Raw genomic sequence first — 16,481 nt, forward strand, 5'->3', positions numbered from 1 at the left:
GTTACCCCTCCTCGTATAATGGTTGGATTGTCACTTGTGCTCTCAGTTCTTGAATTTTGTCATATTCTGCTAGATCATGATTAAACGCCGTTGCAGAGCCCGAAGCAATCGCAAGTTTCAATGCCTCTGGAATCGTTAATTTTTGAGTTAAGCCTGCAACCATGCCTGCCACTGTACTATCACCTGAACCGACTGTATTAATCACTTGACCTTGTGGTGCTTGAATCCGATAGGCTTCCTTCTCATCAACATAAATCGCACCTGCACCACCTAGAGACACGATAACGGCCTGTGCACCCTTTGTAACTAATTGACGTGCATACTTAAGTACTTCTTGATCAGTCTTAATTGTGACATCAAACATCTGCTCTAATTCATGTTGATTTGGCTTAATAAAGCATGGGCGATAAGCTAATATCCCTTCAATTAATGATTTTTCAGCATCTACAACCAACTGTGCGCCTGTTTGTTGGGTGATTTTTGCGATATCGGAATAAATACTTCCTGGCAAGCAGGTCGGTACACTTCCAGCAACAATAATTACATCGTCTGCAGTTGTTTTACGAAGTTGTTCAAATAACGCTTCGACTTGTGTATCAGTAATATGAGGACCTGCAGCATTAATTTCCGTCTCGTCACCACTTTTTAACTTGATATTTATACGTGTATCTTCATTGACGTGGGTAAATGCGGTTTGAATGCCCGCTGTTTTTAATGTATTTTCGATAAATTGCCCAGGAAATCCACCCACAAACCCGAGAGCCGTGGACGGCGTATCTAATGTTTGTAAGACACGGGAAACGTTAATCCCTTTACCTCCTGCAAATTTAGCAGTATCTGTCGTACGGTTCAGTCCGCCCGTTTCAAAATTATCTACAAACATGACATAATCGATGGATGGATTAAACGTCACTGTGTAAATCATAATTACCCTCCTAAAATTTCAAAATGTGAATCATATTGTGTATAACCATTGATACTTTTCACTTTTTCAGAAGTGATGATAATGGGTCGCTCTTGTGTATGAATCGTCGCTAAAAATTGTTCATTGAATTTGGAAGTATCTGCGAGTACATAAGCTTGTTGCGCCTGTGAAACGGCAGTTTCTTTAACAATCGCTTCTCGTTCATCAGGTGTTGTAAAGCCTGCCTCAATATCAATCCCATTCACACCAAGAAACACCTTGTTAAAGCGATAATGTTTTAGAAAATCAACAGCTCGACCGCCTACAACAGCCAACGTATTTCCTTTCACATCTCCGCCAATCAATTTAGTTGGGATGCCTTGTTTGAGTAAGCCTTCAACATGAGATAAACCATTTGTCACAACGGTAATCTCTTTCGCACTCAAATAAGGAATCATCTCTAACGTCGTCGAACCTGCGTCGAGATAAATACAATCTCCCTCATTAACGAGTTGGGACGCCTTTTTAGCAATGGCCACTTTTTCTTCAATATGCTGTGTTCTTTTTTCGTAAAGTTCTGGTTCTTTAGGATTATTAATTAATTTGGCACCACCATGTACACGTGTTAACTTGCCCTCTTCTTGTAGCCGAGATAAATCTCTTCGAATCGTCGAAGCACTTGACTCTGTATATTCGACGAGATGTTGTAATGACAAAAAGTTATGTTGTGCTAGTGCATCGAGTATTATTTCATGTCTCTTCTCAGTTAACATCTTCCCACCTCAATTCGCTTTCATTATAGTGTATCCGTTTTCAAAAATCAATCGTTTTCAATCAAAACTAATCAATAACAATCATATAGCACATTAAAAAGACACATTTTAGTCATTTTTCAATCAAAAACAACCAAAATGTGTCGGTTTACTTACTGGATGACATTAACTGTCTGTGCTTGACTCATTCGAATTAGGTCTTCTGGTGCAATTCCCATTTGTACACCTCTTTGGCCTGCACTTACAAAAACAGTTTTACAAGCTAAAACAGCCGTATGAATCGTCGTTGGAAAATGTGTCTTCATCCCTATAGGTGAACAGCCACCGCGGATATATCCTGTCACTTTCTTCAAATCATCTAAAGGCATAAGATGTAACTTTTTCTCATTGACGGCAGCCGCTGCTGCTTTCATATCTAAGTGCGCATTAACTGGAATGACGAACACAAAATGGGCATGGTCATCATTTTCAAGTACGAGTGTTTTATATACCGTATCTGTCTCTGCTTGAATTAAAGCAGCCACTTCATGCCCTTCAATATGTGCATCACCCACAGGAAAAGTACGTATCTCATATTCTACTTTCGCTTGATCTAACATGCGCATCGCATTTGTTTTCTTTTGCTTTGCCATGATATCCCTTCTTTCAAGTCTTACTATTGTTCTAAGATAAACTGTGCTACTTTGTTATCACTCTCAATTTGATCATAGGTCATAAGTTCCTTTGTCATTTTTTGATGGTCCACATGTTTATTTTGCAAAATCATGTGCTGAATTTGTTCGATGCTTTGACCTACTTTTTGAATGTTTGTAAATTGTTCAATATCAAAGTAGAAACCGATATCTTGTTGATAACGCGTCGTATCTTCATCAAGGATAAGTATAGGTCGATTTAAGTGTGCATAATCAAAAATTGCGGACGAATAATCTGTTATTAAGACATCTGAAATTAAATACAATTCTTGAATATCAACCAATTCATTGAAGAAACAATGAATTCTTGGGTGCAATCGATCATAGACTTCACGTAAATGCCCCTCGTTCGGATGCAGTTTAACAATCATTTCATACTGATCAGGCAGCCCTTCTATCAATGACACAATATCAAGCGTCGAGACGGATTGACGTGTATCTTTTCGCCATGTAGGACAAAATAAAATATATCGCGTCTCTTTATTCTTAGTAAACATATACTTTTCTTGGATTGCTGATCTTCTCTCCACATCTTCTTGATAGCGCATCAAATCACTATTTCTCGGTGCGCCTTCACGCAATATTTTTAAATTTGTATGCGTCTTCAATTGGAAGGCAGATTGAATATATTGTTCATATCGTGATGAAGATGAAAGTAAAACATCCCATTTTTTCATACGCGGTGCAAATTGCATCGCTTGCTTTTGACGTTCTTGCTCATCCATTAAGTCATTTACCATCCGTTTTAACGGAAAACCATGCCATGTTTGAACAACACATTGCTGGGGATGTTTCACCAATCGATCCCATAAATTCCCGTTAATTACAACGTAGGCACTTTTTTCAAAAGTACGCATATATGAACGTGTACCAAATCGTATCGGCGTCATACCAAAAGCTCTAATCTCCAAATCAACTAACGGGTCTGCTGAACTTACGTAAATTTCTAATTCTGGATTTAATCTTTTAAGTGCACAAGCAATGTACTTAGGATCCCCTGAAAAGTTTTTGCCATGAAAAGATTCAATAAAGACGTGTTTTTTAGAGACTTGACGTTGACGAATTTGGCGTTGCTTCACATGTCCTTCAACTTTAAAAATAACTTGACGAACTTTATTATAAAATCGAGAACCTTTACGCAAGGGTCCTTTAGATGAAGACTCTAAATTTTGTTTTGTCTTGATTGCAAATCTTTTCGCCATTTCCTGAGCAAATTGATATCTTGCCTTTATTTTTGGAGGCTGAATATCAGCTTGTTTCACTTGATGCTGTTGTGCGATTTCCAGCGTTTTAGCAATGAGCGCATTTGTATCATTAATACGGACAAATTGTTGTTTTAAAACCTCAATATCTTCTTGTCTCTCTTGATTCGTGTACTGCGCACTAAAAGCTTGCAACAACGTATCGGCGTCTGATTTTAAATCTTTTTGAAGCCAGTGTACAGCATGAAAAGGTGTGTAGATGGCTTTTAATACCTGATCGTCTCCAGGATAAAGGCATACACGATGCCCTTGTGCAATGGCTTCTAGTATGGAATAGCCCAATGTTTCATAAGGCGAAGATGAAAAATAAATATAAGATTCTGGTTCTGCTTCATTGATATGAACATTGCTTTCTAAACGATAATAACGCACTAAATTCTCATAAAGTTCAAGTGAAGGCCCATAGCCTTGAAGATATAAATGAATTTGTGATTGGTGACGTTCGTGTATGAAATAACGCATCATTTTTAATGCATAAGAAATATCTTTAATTTCATCTTCAAAACGTGCTTTAATTAATAAATTATGAGTCGTAGCTGTAGGTGCTTGCGCTATTTTTAGATGATTTGTATTGACATACATCGGAAACACGTAGGAATAATCATAGCGTTGTTCGAATGCTCGTGCAATGGCTTCTGTACTTACACGTACTGCATCGACCGCTTCTAACGCCAAGTCCATATGCGGTGAAATATAAGCTAACGGACTGTGAATTTCACCGAGTATCACTGTTTCAGGTGAAAGCTGTTTCACTTCGCGTGCAAATATAAAAAAGTCTTCTCGTGTGATGATCAATAAATCTGCGTGCGCAATAGAATTTGCACCAAGAAACGATTGGAATTTCACATTTTTTAGTTGTCCACCTTCTTCTGCTATCAATGACTTTAATCGTTGTTTTCTCACACCCATATAGTTGACGTAAGTCACTTGATGACCTGCTTGGCACAACGATTGAATCAAATTTAAATTACTTCTAGTTGTGCCTCCTTTTTGAAAAATATGATAACCCAATATTTTAATATGCATATCGAATTCGCTCCTAATTTTACTTTTCAATTTCTCCTATTATATCACGAAAGTTTTGCCTTTTCGGCTGATAACATTAGCCCGCACTTTCTCACTTTTTTCTATCATTTTATGTATTCAAAAATAAAACCTCGTTCATAGAATCAAGATGGGTGGCTTATTTTAAAACCATTCAATCCATATTTCTATCAACGAGGTGTCATTTCATCATTTACCCACATGGATGTATGTTTTGATTTTAGTGAAAAATCATTACTTGCTTTTTTGATATTTCCCTCTAAACTGGCTTTCAATGACAATGACCACGCAACCTAATATCATAAAAGCGATAGACATTAGTAACGGATATTCAATATCGATATCGTAAAGCGTTCCTGCAATTAATGGGCCAATAAAGTTCCCCATACTTGTAAATGTCGAATTCAATCCCCCAGCAAAACCTTGACGATGCCCTGCTATATTTGAAAAATAATTGGTAAGGGCTGGACGAATTAAATCAAAGCCAATAAAGACAACAAAACATAACAACATGACATGCCAATACGTATGCGCATAGATTAATAATACTAAAATAATCATTGAATAAATTAAGGCATAGGCGATAAATTTCAATTCACTAAAATAACGCATCATTTTATCAAACAAGAACACTTGGAAGATGGCTCCCAAGACGCCTCCACCTGTAATGGCAATCGAAATATCTACCGGTTTGAAGTTAATTTTATCTGCTGTATATAGCGGGAATAACGTTTCAAATGCAGATAAACCAAATGCAAGGATTAACGTCAGTATGGCAGGCGTAATAAATACTTTATAGTTAATTTTTCCTAGTTCGGCGTTATCAAACTGATGAAAACCTTGTGTCGTTTGTTTCTTTGGAGAATGGACGTAGATGACCGTTCCGACAAAAGCTAATGCACCAAGTGCCCCAGCCACAACGAACGGCATACGATGTGAGATTTCAGCAAAGAAACCACCCGCGCCTGGACCTAGAATGTAGCCTGCTGATATAATCGCTGACATATACCCGAAGTTACGCGCTTTATCTTTTGAAGGTGATAAATCTGCAATCAAACCGGTCACACCTGGCATTACCATTCCTGCACTCAAACCACCTAATACGCGAGAAAGGATTAAATATGAAAATGTGTGGCTTGCTGCAAATAAAAATTCAGAAACACTAAACAGCACAAGCCCAATACAAATAATTAATTTTTTACCTAAACGGTCGGCTAATGCGCCTCCGAAAGGTGAAATAATCATTTGTGCAAGCGCAAAAACAGCGACGAGTATTCCAAGATCAGAGCCAGTTAACCCTAAATCCTTTAAATAGATAGGAAGTACTGGAATTACGAGACCAATTCCTAGAAATACTAGAAAAATATTTAAGTATAAAATAATAAACTGTTTATTCATACACTTCCCTCCCTCAATGCATTCAAAATATTAAAACATTATATAACAACGACTCAACAAAATAAAGAACAAAAACTCAAATCAAACCATTTAAAATATCTATTTAAAACAAAATTTTAAAGTTTATTTTTGTCTTTTAAAAATAGATAGCCCGCTATGCAAAACTCCCCATCTCATCGGCTTAGAACTGACGGTGCTCATATTTAATCAATATACACACTAAGCCCTTATAATATCAGGATTTAGACTATCCATAGTCTCTTTCATATCCTTCATTTACCCTGTTTCAATGAGAAACAAATTTAATCATATGTATATTTTTTTGTTCTGCTCTTATAAAATATTTGAATCCTTTTTCATAACAAGTTATCCTTATTTGCGCATAACATAGAAGGAGGCTTGATAATGAAAGCACGTTATATTGCACGTTTATTTTATATTGTCTTTTTCATCATCTCACTTTTTTCACCTACGCAATATAAATTTATAGCACTTAATATTACACTTGCCTACATTCCTTTAGAGCTTGCACTTTTGCTTAAACTCTTTCTTCCAAAACGCTGGTTTGAATGGCCATTATTTTTAGTGTTTTTGACAGTGTTTATTTTAATGTTACCTAATACCTTTTATATGATGACAGATTTGATACATCTTAATCATTTCGGCTTTGATTTCCTATTAGGTCTTAATCTCATAGAGTGGACCAATTTTGCTCTATTGACAGCTTCTGTCATGTTTGCGGCATATTGTTATGTATTAATCATATTAGAACTTTATCATATGATAACATCGAAGTGGTTTAGGGTTTTAGTCCTGCTTGGCATGATGATTTTAAACGGCGTCGGTATTTATGTAGGTCGTTTTTTACGCTTCCACAGTGTACACGTCATTAACCATCCATTTTCTGTCATATGGTCAACGTTAAAAGCCATTGATACCCCCGCAATGATTTTCATTTCGTTAATCGTTGGCTTACAAGCACTCTTATTAATATTTGTGAAAGGGGTACGCAGTCACTCATGAATATGTTCTTTATTTTTGTCATTGCCATCGTATTGATACAAGCAATCATTGCTATACTCTATTCTCAAATGAATTGGCCATGGTATGTATGTCTTATTGTCTTTTCATTTCCGTTTGGTGTCACATTGTTTTTAATACAATTACTCTATTACGAACGTTTTCATAAAGATTGGGATGTCACGTTTAAAACAAAATTATTACTAAAGTATAGTTATATTTTGACGTTTTTAGAATTTGTTGCATTGTATTTAATCATTTTTGTGGTTTAATAGTATCATCATAGTTCATATATGGAGGTCATCTTATGCGCGCATCTTCAAATCATCCTGTTGCCTGGAGAGACCTATGGGCATTTGTGATTTATTTTTTAGTTCAAGTCATCTTAGCAAAACTTTTTAGCTTATTGTTAGTTCCGTTGCATAATTTTCCAGTAAGTTTATTGTTTCTCATTATTGGGATTATCACTGCATTAACGGTGATTGGATATTTAATTTGGTCCCATCGACATCATTGGAAAGAAAAAATAATCCATGCTATTAAAGCGTCTCGAAAGTATATTAGTACGATGATTGGTGCTTATTTCCTTTATATTTTTGCCAATGGGCTCATGACATATCTTTTTAAATTTTTACCAGAGCAATGGCAATTTAAGGAAACAGGGAATCAAGAAAGCTTAATGCTTTTTTTCAATGATCCAAAATGGTTACCGCTTGCGTTTTTAAGCATTGTTATTTTATCTCCTATTACGGAAGAGTTACTATTTCGACATGTGTTAATTGGGGAACTCGGCAAAAAAGTTGGATATGTAATAACAGGGATTATTTCCACCGTCGTTTTTGCACTTTTACATATGCAAGCGGCACAATCTCCATTCGAAATTTTCCCATATCTATTTTTAGGACTCATGTTTACCTATACTTATATTAAAAGTGGATGCAATATTGCAGTTTCAATTATGATGCACATGTTTAACAACTTTATGGCGTTTATCATTATGGTAATTCAACTTCACGCGTAGTGTAATTGATACAGGGGTATTACTTTGATTTCAAATCGAAAGTAACACCCCTCTTTTTTTATAGCATCACAGTGTTATTCAATCGTTTATTCTTCACATAAAAGATGACTCAATTTTTAAAAATGTCTATACAGATTTAAAGATCGAGTCATCTTCTAAAATGTCGCTAGACCAAACTTAATCTATTTTTATACGTCGATTTAATGTGATTGTGATGACGTTGCTTTTAATGAGGCTTTTACGGATTCAACCGCTTCAACCGAATGTGCTAATTGTTGCTGTTCATCTTCATTCAGTTCTAATTCGATAATGCGTTCTACACCATTCGCACCTAAGATGGCAGGTACACCAATATAAATATCATTTAATTGATATTCCCCTTGGCAGAATGCAATCGTTGGAAGTACCCGCTTCTGATCTTCTAAAATAGCAAGAACCATTTCATATACTGCTGCAGCAGGTGCATAATATGCAGAGCCGTTGCCTAATAGTTTTACAATTTCTGCGCCACCTTTTCTTGTTCTTTCAACAATAGCGTCTATTTGTTCTTGTGGCATAAGCTCAGTTAATAAAACGCCGTTCACTTGGCTGTGACGAATTAAAGGGACCATAGTATCTCCATGTCCACCTAAAACAAGCCCTGTCACATCTTTCACTGCGACACCGAGTGCTTCAGCTACAAAAGTATTAAATCTCGCTGTATCTAAAACACCTGATTGACCCATAACTCTTTCACTAGGAAAGCCGGACGTGCGATAAACGGTATAAGTCATCGCATCGACAGGATTAGTTAATACAATGATTGTACAGTTTGGCGAGTATTTAACTACTTTTTGAGTGACCTCGACCATAATTTCTTCATTCGTTTGAACTAAATCGTCTCGACTCATCCCCGGTTGTCTTGGCAGGCCAGCTGTAATTACTACAACATCAGAATCTTTAGTTTCTGCATAGTCCACAGTTGCATGCACATGTACATTAAACCCTAAAATTGCACCACTTTGTTGCATATCCAAGGCTTTCCCTTTCATCACCGATTCATTTTTTTCTCGGTCTACAAGTAAGACATCTGCATGACCATGCATCGCAATAATAAATGCTAATGTTGCACCTGTATGACCTGATCCAATGATAGAAACCTTTTTACGTTTCATGTTCACTACCCCCTTGTATATCCTCGTCTTTATTATAACACCCTCAAGTTGCTTTTTTCATTTTTAGAGTAAAATCATTTGCATCTTTTTTTATCTTCCATTGCAAATCTATAGACACAAAAAGCACGTCCCTATCACAAAGTACGTATGCGATACTTCGTTTGGCGCAAAGGCAATTCAAATACTTATCAAATTCTCGTTACTTTAGGGAATAAACAATGCGTCCTTATCAAATAAAAACGGCACTTTTACATCACGCTTTTTCAATAAGCTGATCATAAAAGTGCCATTCTATACATTAGTGATATTTGAAAAGCATATATAAGTATAACGAAAATGCGCCAATCATTAACACGGTCATCATTAATAAATACAATGTTGTACGACCATATTTAAATAAGAATGCGATGAACATCGCGATAACGTTATAAACCATAAAAATACCAAAAACTGTAACTAACCAAACCGTATCAGGTGAAAAAATAAATAAAAATGCAACGATGAGTCCAAAAATAATATAAGGTATGGCGATGACGTTGCGTTCAAAACGACTACGTTTAATTTTTTCTTCTTCTGTCATAAGACTGCCCCTAACTTCAATTCGTAATAATCCGATTTTACAATGTTTTTAACGATGTGCACCGACAAGTTGTGACAAATTATGGAATATCATAGCCTTGTGCTGCAGTAAATATATCAAACCATTCTTGGTCATATAATTCAATATCAAGCCCTTGGATAACACGATCAAGTCGCTCTAACTGTTGCGTCCCTACAATCGGCATAATCTGAGCGGGATGCTTTTTAAACCAAGCCGAAACAATGGCTTCAACAGTTGTGTGATGTGCTTGTGCAATACGTTTAAGTACTGTCATGACATGTTGTCCTTTTTGATCGTCGCTTTGAAATAGTGCACCACCAGCAAAAGGACTCCAAGCCATTAATTTGACGTTTTCCCGTTGCATATCATCAATCGTGCCATCTTGAAAAGCGGTCAATTGATATGGAGAAATTTCAATTTGGTTCACTGCAATATGAAATTTATCGTCTTTCAAACATCGATTAAGCAATTCATATTGCGCGCGTTTAAAATTAGATACACCAAACGAACGAATTTTACCTTCATCTACCAAATCTTTCACAGCATCTGTAATTTCACATGGTTTCATTAGTGGCGAAGGCCGGTGAATGAGTAAACTATCTAAGTAATCAACTTGAAGTTCTTTTAATGACCGCTCTACTGCACGCTTAATATGTATTTTACTAAGATCATATCGATGTGCGGTTTGATGGGGGTGAATTGCGTTTGGCTGAACAATCCCACACTTTGTAACAATCTGCAGTTGATCTCTAAGTGAAGGGGATAACGCAAGCGCCTTGCCAAACATCCCTTCTACAGTATAGTGACCATAAATATCTGCATGGTCCACGGTTGTGACACCTCGCTCAACCAATTTATGAATAAAGCGATTCATTTCTTGTGATGACATTCCCCACTGATCTGCGCGATAAAATCCTTGAATAATTCTTGAATAGTGTACATGTTGATTAATTGCAATCTTCTCCATAAATAACACCTCTTGATTGATCCATATTAACTAAATTGTAGCACATCCAAATTATTTCTGAGTCTAGCTTCATCTAATTGCTCCCCAATCAAAACGACTGATGATGGAAAATCTACATCTCCGACACTTTCAATCGTAGGCAAACCTTGAGCATATTGAATTAAATACATTTCATCCGGACTTTCTCGAAGTCTAACGTAACCTTTTAAGCGTAACATATTTTCTGGTAATTTTAGGATAAACTGCACCAACTGCGCTTGTGAAATTGCTGAACTAAAAGTATATTTTAGACTTGTATAATGCGCATGATGATGGTCGTGATGATGTTTACCATGATGGTGATGTTCATGGTGCGCATGATGTCCGTGACGATGTGCATACTCGGGTAACGTATGCTCAGCGCCTGCATTTTCAATGACAGTTTGTTGAACTTGTCCATGGTCTGAAATTAACACACGACTTTTGGGAGCAATGGTTTCAATCGCTTCTACAATTTCCTTTAAGTCACTGTCATTTGATAATAAATCGACTTTATTAATAACAATCGTTTGACTCGCGCGAACTTGGTCTTCTAATAAATCAAGCGTTTGTTTCGAATAGTTTTGTCGAGATAAAAATCTTGAACTATCTACAATACAAATCGCTTCTGGACTTTCGAAGGCTTGCGCAATAAGCGGGTCTTGACAAGCAATCAAAACATCAATCGGATTTGCAATCCCTGTCGCTTCGATAATAATCTGATCAACACTGTTTTTTTGTTGACTTAGTTGATATAAAACTGCAATTAAATCATGTTGTAAATCACAACAAATGCAGCCTTGTAATATGGATTGTTTGACGTTGTAATCCTTTAAAATTCGACTATCCACATCAAAATCCCCAAATTCGTTTACAATGAGTGCGACTTTCTCATCTTTTTTTAATATTTGCGTCATATAATGATTTAAGAATGTGGTTTTGCCACTTCCTAAAAACCCATTAACGATTGTAAGACGCGTTTTATTTTTAAGCATAAATTTAATCCTTTCTCTTAATAAATCTACAAATCTGTTATAATATATGTGTATGTCTGACTTTTAACTTGATAAAGTACGCTTTATCTTCTAAAATTACCGCATGCTATATTTTAAGGATAGCATAGATTTAAGTGAGAACGGCTTAAATCCACTCGATTATGGACGGGTTCCCATTCGTGATAGAGAGAGAAAACGAATAGAATGTCTGGAGGAGAACTAATTATGTCTGACCATTTAAACTTGAAAGAGCAAGTATGTTTTAGTTTGTATAACGCACAAAGACAAGTTAATCGTTATTATTCAAACAAAATTTTCAAAAAATACAATCTCACGTATCCACAATTTTTAGTATTAGAAATTTTATGGGACCATTCTCCTGTTAATGTAAAGAAAGTTGTAACAGACTTAGCGCTTGATACGGGTACAGTATCACCGTTATTAAAGCGTATGGAACAAATTAATCTCATTAAAAGAGAGCGTTCTGAAATTGACCAACGTGAAGTGTTTGTACATTTAACTGAAAAAAGCAAAGATATGCAACCAGAGCTCGCAAATGCATCACAACTTGTTACTGAAGCTTCATCATTAACAACTGATGAGGTTAAGGAGCTCAATCGATTACTTGAAAAAGTAATTACTGCATTTGAAGAAAAGAAATAATAATTAACAGTTCTTGAAGTGTGTTCTATTTAATGGGTGATAAAATCAGTTATTCTAGTTTCAAATATGACAGTGTATTGCTATAGATAGACTTTGATTTTTGGGGACCGAATCAATATTTACGAAATCATACTGGGGAATCGTAGTATTGACTTTTCAACCTGTTACTTTTCATAAAATCATAACAGGTTGAAATCATATCAAAAAATGAGGTGTTTGATATTGACCACCTTGGTTTATCTATACATACTTTATCAACGACTGAAAGCGCGTTGAATGCATAAAAGACTTTGCATTCACGCACTTTTTTTATTTTATCTTTTCCTACTCTACATTGCATATCTCATCTATCATTAGGCTATAGCTTCAACATGTATGGCTTATAGTTCAATGGGGCGATGAACATATTCCGCCAAAAATGATTCTGGGGACATATCTCCCACCACTTTTCCTTCTTGCATAACAATCATACGATCAAAATCTTTTAAATATTCCATATCATGTGTCGCGACAATCAATGTTTGCGCTTGCTGGTGAAGCTGTTGCATGACCAGTTTTGAATTTTCTATATCTAACGCAGTGGTTGGTTCGTCAACGATCCAAACTGGTTGTTGACGAAGTAGCATACGTGCAATGGCTAATCGTTGAAATTCCCCACCAGAAAGCGCTGTTCTCATCATCGTAATCGGTCGTTCTAATGGAATATGCGCTAACTGCAATTGATCTAACACCTTACGACATTTCGCCTCTGACGCGTGGGTCAATAAATTATCATACACTGTACCGTCGAAAAAATGCGGTTGTTGTAATAATGTATCGATTTGCGCATGAAAATGCGACGTATCGAGTTGACCAATAGGCATCTGATTTATCATTATTTGACCTTCTGTGGTATCGTACAAGCCCATTAAAAGATACAATAGGGTTGATTTTCCTGCACCTGATTCTCCAACAATCGCCACATGTTCGCCTTGATAAATCGTTAAATTCAAATGAGATAAAATGGGTCTTTGTTGATGTTCATAACGTAATGACACTTCTTTCAAATTGAACATCGGTTCGCCGTGCTCAATGTCTGAAATATTTACTTTTCGATGACCCTCTTCACTACCTTGTTCACGCATCACTTCTGATAAGCTTTCTTGTGCAAGTTCTGTCTCGCTCTTATAATAAGCCACTTGACTCATTGGCACAGCTTGCTCAAGTAATGTCAGAATCATTAAAATAATACTTGTCGCATAAACGACATCAACATATTGTTTTTCGACCATCACAATGATTAGGATGACACTGACCAATAGTGCAACCATACTTATGATATTTCTCACATATGCATACTTCAAATGTCCCCGTTGTGAATGATGTTCTGCTAAATTAAAGTGTGTTTCACTTTCGGAAAGTTTGGCATCATATTTTTCAGAACTATTGAAGCGTCGCAGTTCATTGTGACCTAAAATTCTGTCGTGATACTCATGCATAAATTGTTGTTGAGATTGATTAACAGTCGTCTGAACCTGCTTAGCTTGTTGTGCTTGAAGCCAAGGCAAAACCAACAACGTTAACACCATCGTGAATAGGATTAATAGGGCATGTGTCCATGAAAAATAAAATAGGACGTCTGCTGTTAATAAAGTCGTTATTCCTATCACAATAGGCGGATAATAGACACGTAAATACACATTTTGCAAAGATTCCACTTGCGTCACCATACGGCCTAATAAATCACTTGAACGAAATTTACGAAATACATCCGGTACGATTGGAATTAAAGCGCGGTAGAGTTGTACACGTACATCTCGTAACATCGTAAATGTGGCCCGATGAGAACGTAGTCTTTCATAATAACGTGTAATTGCACGAGTAAAACCGAATAATTTCACTGTAACAATAAGCCCCATTAATGCAAAGAGAGGCGCACCTAGCGCACTTTGTGTGATCATATAACCACTTAAGAAAAACATGCCTAAAGCAACCGCACTCCCTACGACACCTATGAAGATGGCCATTAAAATATCTTTGTTCCATTTAATATTAATGGTTTGATTTAATTTTTGATTGTATTTATTCATTTAAACATCACCATCCTGTGGATCCGCCTTGAAATCAATTTGAATCTGGGTATCATCAGAGCGTATCTTTCCGTCTTGTAAATAAATTCGACGGTTCGCATGTGCTATCGTTTGTTGTCTGTGTGCAATCGTCAATCGCGTCGTCTCAGTAAAATAGGTATCCAACGTTTGTTGAATCAATTGTTCAGTTGCTCGGTCTAATCCAGCAACAGGCTCATCTAAAACGACAAAGTCTGGCTGCATCAACAACAGACGTGCCAATTCAATTCGACGCATTTCTCCACCTGACATCATCTCGCCACCCTCTCCAATAAGCGTGTCTATACCATCGTGTAAAGCATTGACTTTATCCCACAAATTGACCGCTTGCAGGACAGTCATCATTTTTTCACGCGGAACTGTATTGAACACACTCACGTTTTCGGCAATCGTTGCATTGAAAATATATGGATTTTGTGATAAATAACCCATCTTTAGGTGTGCGTTTTGATAAGAAACATATCCTTTTTGTGGCACCAATTCTCCAAGTAAGATTTGAATCAATGTAGATTTACCAGCACCACTAGGGCCTACCAGCGCAATTTTGTCCCCTTTATTAATATCAAATTGGATATCACTCAGAACCGCTTTCGCCATACCTTCATAACAAAATGACAGATCTCGAACTTGGATAAGAGAAGTCTGTGTTGTATCTATCACAGGTAACGGATGATTCGGCAATTTATTATCGAGCGCTTCATGAATAATATCACTTGCGCCTTCACTCTCTTTTCCAGTATGAAATGCTTGCCCCAAATCTTTAATCGCATTATAAAATTCAGGTGCCATAATTAACGCAATAGCTGCTGTGTAGAAATGAATAGATTTAAAGACAATCAAACTCAACCCCACTTCTAAAGCGACCAGTCCAATGCCTAGCATACTGATAAATTCAAGCATCAATCCTGAAAGAAAAGCACTTCTTAAAATGACCATCGTCTTGTCACGAAATTGTGTACTCTCTCGTGAAACAGTCTCCACCGCTTGCTCTGAACGATTAAATAATTTTAAAGTGACTAATCCTTTAGTCAAGCTGAGAAAACGTTGACTGAAATGGTTTAAAAAAGTCATTTGGTCTTTGGCATCATCTCGTGTTTTCAACCCAAACACGATGTAAAAGACTGGAATAAAAGGTGCAGTCACTAACATGATCAGTGCTGCAGGAATATGGATTTTAAACATAACGACAATAATCACAAATGGAATAAACGTAGATTTAAAAACTTGAGGTAAATAATTTCGATAAAATGGTAGCATATCGGCTAGTGTCTCAGTAGCCGTTGTTAATCTTTCACCAACTGCTTGTTGATTCACTTGCTTCAATAAACGGTGTCGAATCGTCGTCCGAACACGATGCGAAAGTTTTTCACCTAACCATGAATTCAAATAATCTAAGCTTGCCCTCATTAAAAGTGCCACTGCTAAAAGCGTCACTAAAGGTAACCAGTGGGTGGATTTATTTGTAAGTAGACGGTCTAATATCACACCAATCGTAATATTTTGTGTCACGACTGTGATTGCCAAAGCTAAGCAAACAACCGCCATTAATAATGGATATAAGTAAAATTTCTTTGCCCATGAATGCAATTGTTTCATTTTTTCGTGCCTCCATTTTGGATGCGTTATTTTTTCTATTTTACATTGTTTATGAGGCAGAAAGCTAAAAATTAAATTGACATTTTCAAACGATTTTCATGACATTCATACGCTGAATCAATGCGCCTGGGCTCTTTTCGAAGATGTGACAGATTTTCGAATATCCTTAACCTTTTGATATCTGCACTTAATGCTTTTTACTAGAATAGGATAACCTACCCTTTTAGATACCTCATCATCTTATCCAGTTTGTTTTCATACTTTG

General features: G+C 36.5%; 15 protein-coding genes. 4 read left to right on the plus strand and 11 right to left on the minus strand.

The genetic code is table 11. The annotated features are described in order from the left end of the window. Position 1 precedes the first annotated feature (1 nt). From pfkB to norA, 5 genes are all read right to left on the minus strand, one after another. A complete protein-coding gene (gene pfkB / locus KM149_RS10350) occupies positions 2-925 on the minus strand; it encodes a 1-phosphofructokinase (protein ID WP_165545078.1) in 924 nt (307 codons plus the stop codon). Between the two features lie 2 nt (positions 926-927). Beyond that, entirely contained in the window at positions 928-1,677 is a 750-nt protein-coding gene (locus tag KM149_RS10355) for a DeoR/GlpR family DNA-binding transcription regulator (RefSeq protein WP_165545079.1), read from the minus strand. Positions 1,678-1,829: 152 nt separating this feature from the next. Further along, on the minus strand, positions 1,830-2,309 hold the full coding sequence (gene ybaK / locus KM149_RS10360) for a Cys-tRNA(Pro) deacylase (RefSeq protein WP_165545080.1): 480 nt from the start codon (positions 2,307-2,309) through the stop codon (positions 1,830-1,832). 23 nt (positions 2,310-2,332) lie between these two features. After that, the gene (locus KM149_RS10365) at positions 2,333-4,657 is read right to left on the minus strand and encodes a CDP-glycerol glycerophosphotransferase family protein (protein WP_241415379.1); all 2,325 of its coding nucleotides are present in this window, start codon (positions 4,655-4,657) and stop codon (positions 2,333-2,335) included. Positions 4,658-4,909: 252 nt separating this feature from the next. Beyond that, positions 4,910-6,073: a multidrug efflux MFS transporter NorA gene (norA, locus tag KM149_RS10370; RefSeq protein WP_050331643.1), complete on the minus strand. Its 1,164-nt coding sequence runs from the start codon at positions 6,071-6,073 to the stop codon at positions 4,910-4,912. A gap of 405 nt (positions 6,074-6,478) precedes the next feature. Between norA and KM149_RS10375 the strand changes: the two genes are divergently transcribed. From KM149_RS10375 to KM149_RS10385, 3 genes are read left to right on the plus strand one after another with little or no spacing between them, the layout of a single operon-like run. Beyond that, positions 6,479-7,096: a DUF1361 domain-containing protein gene (locus KM149_RS10375; protein ID WP_214971656.1), complete on the plus strand. Its 618-nt coding sequence runs from the start codon at positions 6,479-6,481 to the stop codon at positions 7,094-7,096. After that, entirely contained in the window at positions 7,093-7,365 is a 273-nt protein-coding gene (locus tag KM149_RS10380) for a hypothetical protein (RefSeq protein WP_182280972.1), read from the plus strand. The genes KM149_RS10375 and KM149_RS10380 overlap by 4 nt, the downstream gene beginning before the upstream one ends. Positions 7,366-7,400: 35 nt before the next feature. After that, complete coding sequence (locus KM149_RS10385) at positions 7,401-8,114, plus strand: CPBP family intramembrane glutamic endopeptidase (RefSeq protein ID WP_241415380.1); 714 nt, start codon at positions 7,401-7,403, stop codon at positions 8,112-8,114. Positions 8,115-8,314: 200 nt separating this feature from the next. Here the strand turns inward: KM149_RS10385 and mdh are convergent, their stop codons facing one another. From mdh to KM149_RS10405, 4 genes are all read right to left on the minus strand, one after another. Beyond that, the gene (gene mdh / locus KM149_RS10390; RefSeq protein WP_050331647.1) at positions 8,315-9,268 is read right to left on the minus strand and encodes a malate dehydrogenase; all 954 of its coding nucleotides are present in this window, start codon (positions 9,266-9,268) and stop codon (positions 8,315-8,317) included. A 298-nt stretch (positions 9,269-9,566) separates the two neighbouring features. Continuing rightward, positions 9,567-9,848 (minus strand): hypothetical protein, encoded by a 282-nt coding sequence (locus tag KM149_RS10395; RefSeq protein ID WP_050331648.1) that lies wholly within the window; start codon positions 9,846-9,848, stop codon positions 9,567-9,569. A 79-nt stretch (positions 9,849-9,927) separates the two neighbouring features. Next, positions 9,928-10,836, minus strand: a complete 909-nt coding sequence (locus tag KM149_RS10400; protein WP_241415381.1) for an aldo/keto reductase — start codon at positions 10,834-10,836, stop codon at positions 9,928-9,930. A gap of 26 nt (positions 10,837-10,862) precedes the next feature. Next, positions 10,863-11,849 (minus strand): CobW family GTP-binding protein, encoded by a 987-nt coding sequence (locus KM149_RS10405; protein ID WP_241415382.1) that lies wholly within the window; start codon positions 11,847-11,849, stop codon positions 10,863-10,865. Positions 11,850-12,074: 225 nt separating this feature from the next. Between KM149_RS10405 and mgrA the strand changes: the two genes are divergently transcribed. Then, positions 12,075-12,512, plus strand: a complete 438-nt coding sequence (gene mgrA / locus KM149_RS10410) for a global transcriptional regulator MgrA (protein ID WP_016424444.1) — start codon at positions 12,075-12,077, stop codon at positions 12,510-12,512. Positions 12,513-12,892: 380 nt separating this feature from the next. Here mgrA and cydC read toward each other — a convergent pair whose 3' ends face one another. Beyond that, a complete protein-coding gene (gene cydC / locus KM149_RS10415; RefSeq protein ID WP_241415383.1) occupies positions 12,893-14,581 on the minus strand; it encodes a thiol reductant ABC exporter subunit CydC in 1,689 nt (562 codons plus the stop codon). Continuing rightward, positions 14,582-16,216 carry an ABC transporter ATP-binding protein/permease gene (locus KM149_RS10420; RefSeq protein WP_241415384.1) on the minus strand — a complete coding sequence of 545 codons (1,635 nt, stop codon included), beginning with the start codon at positions 16,214-16,216 and terminating at the stop codon, positions 14,582-14,584. Positions 16,217-16,481: the final 265 nt, after the last annotated feature.

The organism is Staphylococcus coagulans (assembly GCF_022557135.1).
Classification (GTDB): Bacteria; Bacillota; Bacilli; order Staphylococcales; family Staphylococcaceae; genus Staphylococcus; species Staphylococcus coagulans.

What these genes read in the sequence shown, in the direction of transcription:
- pfkB (WP_165545078.1), bottom strand. Translation starts at nt 925, where the DNA reads ATGATTTACACAGTGACGTTTAATCCATCCATCGATTATGTCATGTTT.
- KM149_RS10380 (WP_182280972.1), top strand. Translation starts at nt 7,093, where the DNA reads ATGAATATGTTCTTTATTTTTGTCATTGCCATCGTATTGATACAAGCA.
- mdh (WP_050331647.1), bottom strand. Translation starts at nt 9,268, where the DNA reads ATGAAACGTAAAAAGGTTTCTATCATTGGATCAGGTCATACAGGTGCA.
- cydC (WP_241415383.1), bottom strand. Translation starts at nt 14,581, where the DNA reads ATGAATAAATACAATCAAAAATTAAATCAAACCATTAATATTAAATGG.
- KM149_RS10395 (WP_050331648.1), bottom strand. Translation starts at nt 9,848, where the DNA reads ATGACAGAAGAAGAAAAAATTAAACGTAGTCGTTTTGAACGCAACGTC.
- KM149_RS10420 (WP_241415384.1), bottom strand. Translation starts at nt 16,216, where the DNA reads ATGAAACAATTGCATTCATGGGCAAAGAAATTTTACTTATATCCATTA.
- KM149_RS10385 (WP_241415380.1), top strand. Translation starts at nt 7,401, where the DNA reads ATGCGCGCATCTTCAAATCATCCTGTTGCCTGGAGAGACCTATGGGCA.
- KM149_RS10405 (WP_241415382.1), bottom strand. Translation starts at nt 11,849, where the DNA reads ATGCTTAAAAATAAAACGCGTCTTACAATCGTTAATGGGTTTTTAGGA.
- norA (WP_050331643.1), bottom strand. Translation starts at nt 6,073, where the DNA reads ATGAATAAACAGTTTATTATTTTATACTTAAATATTTTTCTAGTATTT.
- KM149_RS10365 (WP_241415379.1), bottom strand. Translation starts at nt 4,657, where the DNA reads ATGCATATTAAAATATTGGGTTATCATATTTTTCAAAAAGGAGGCACA.
- ybaK (WP_165545080.1), bottom strand. Translation starts at nt 2,309, where the DNA reads ATGGCAAAGCAAAAGAAAACAAATGCGATGCGCATGTTAGATCAAGCG.
- KM149_RS10400 (WP_241415381.1), bottom strand. Translation starts at nt 10,836, where the DNA reads ATGGAGAAGATTGCAATTAATCAACATGTACACTATTCAAGAATTATT.
- KM149_RS10355 (WP_165545079.1), bottom strand. Translation starts at nt 1,677, where the DNA reads ATGTTAACTGAGAAGAGACATGAAATAATACTCGATGCACTAGCACAA.
- mgrA (WP_016424444.1), top strand. Translation starts at nt 12,075, where the DNA reads ATGTCTGACCATTTAAACTTGAAAGAGCAAGTATGTTTTAGTTTGTAT.
- KM149_RS10375 (WP_214971656.1), top strand. Translation starts at nt 6,479, where the DNA reads ATGAAAGCACGTTATATTGCACGTTTATTTTATATTGTCTTTTTCATC.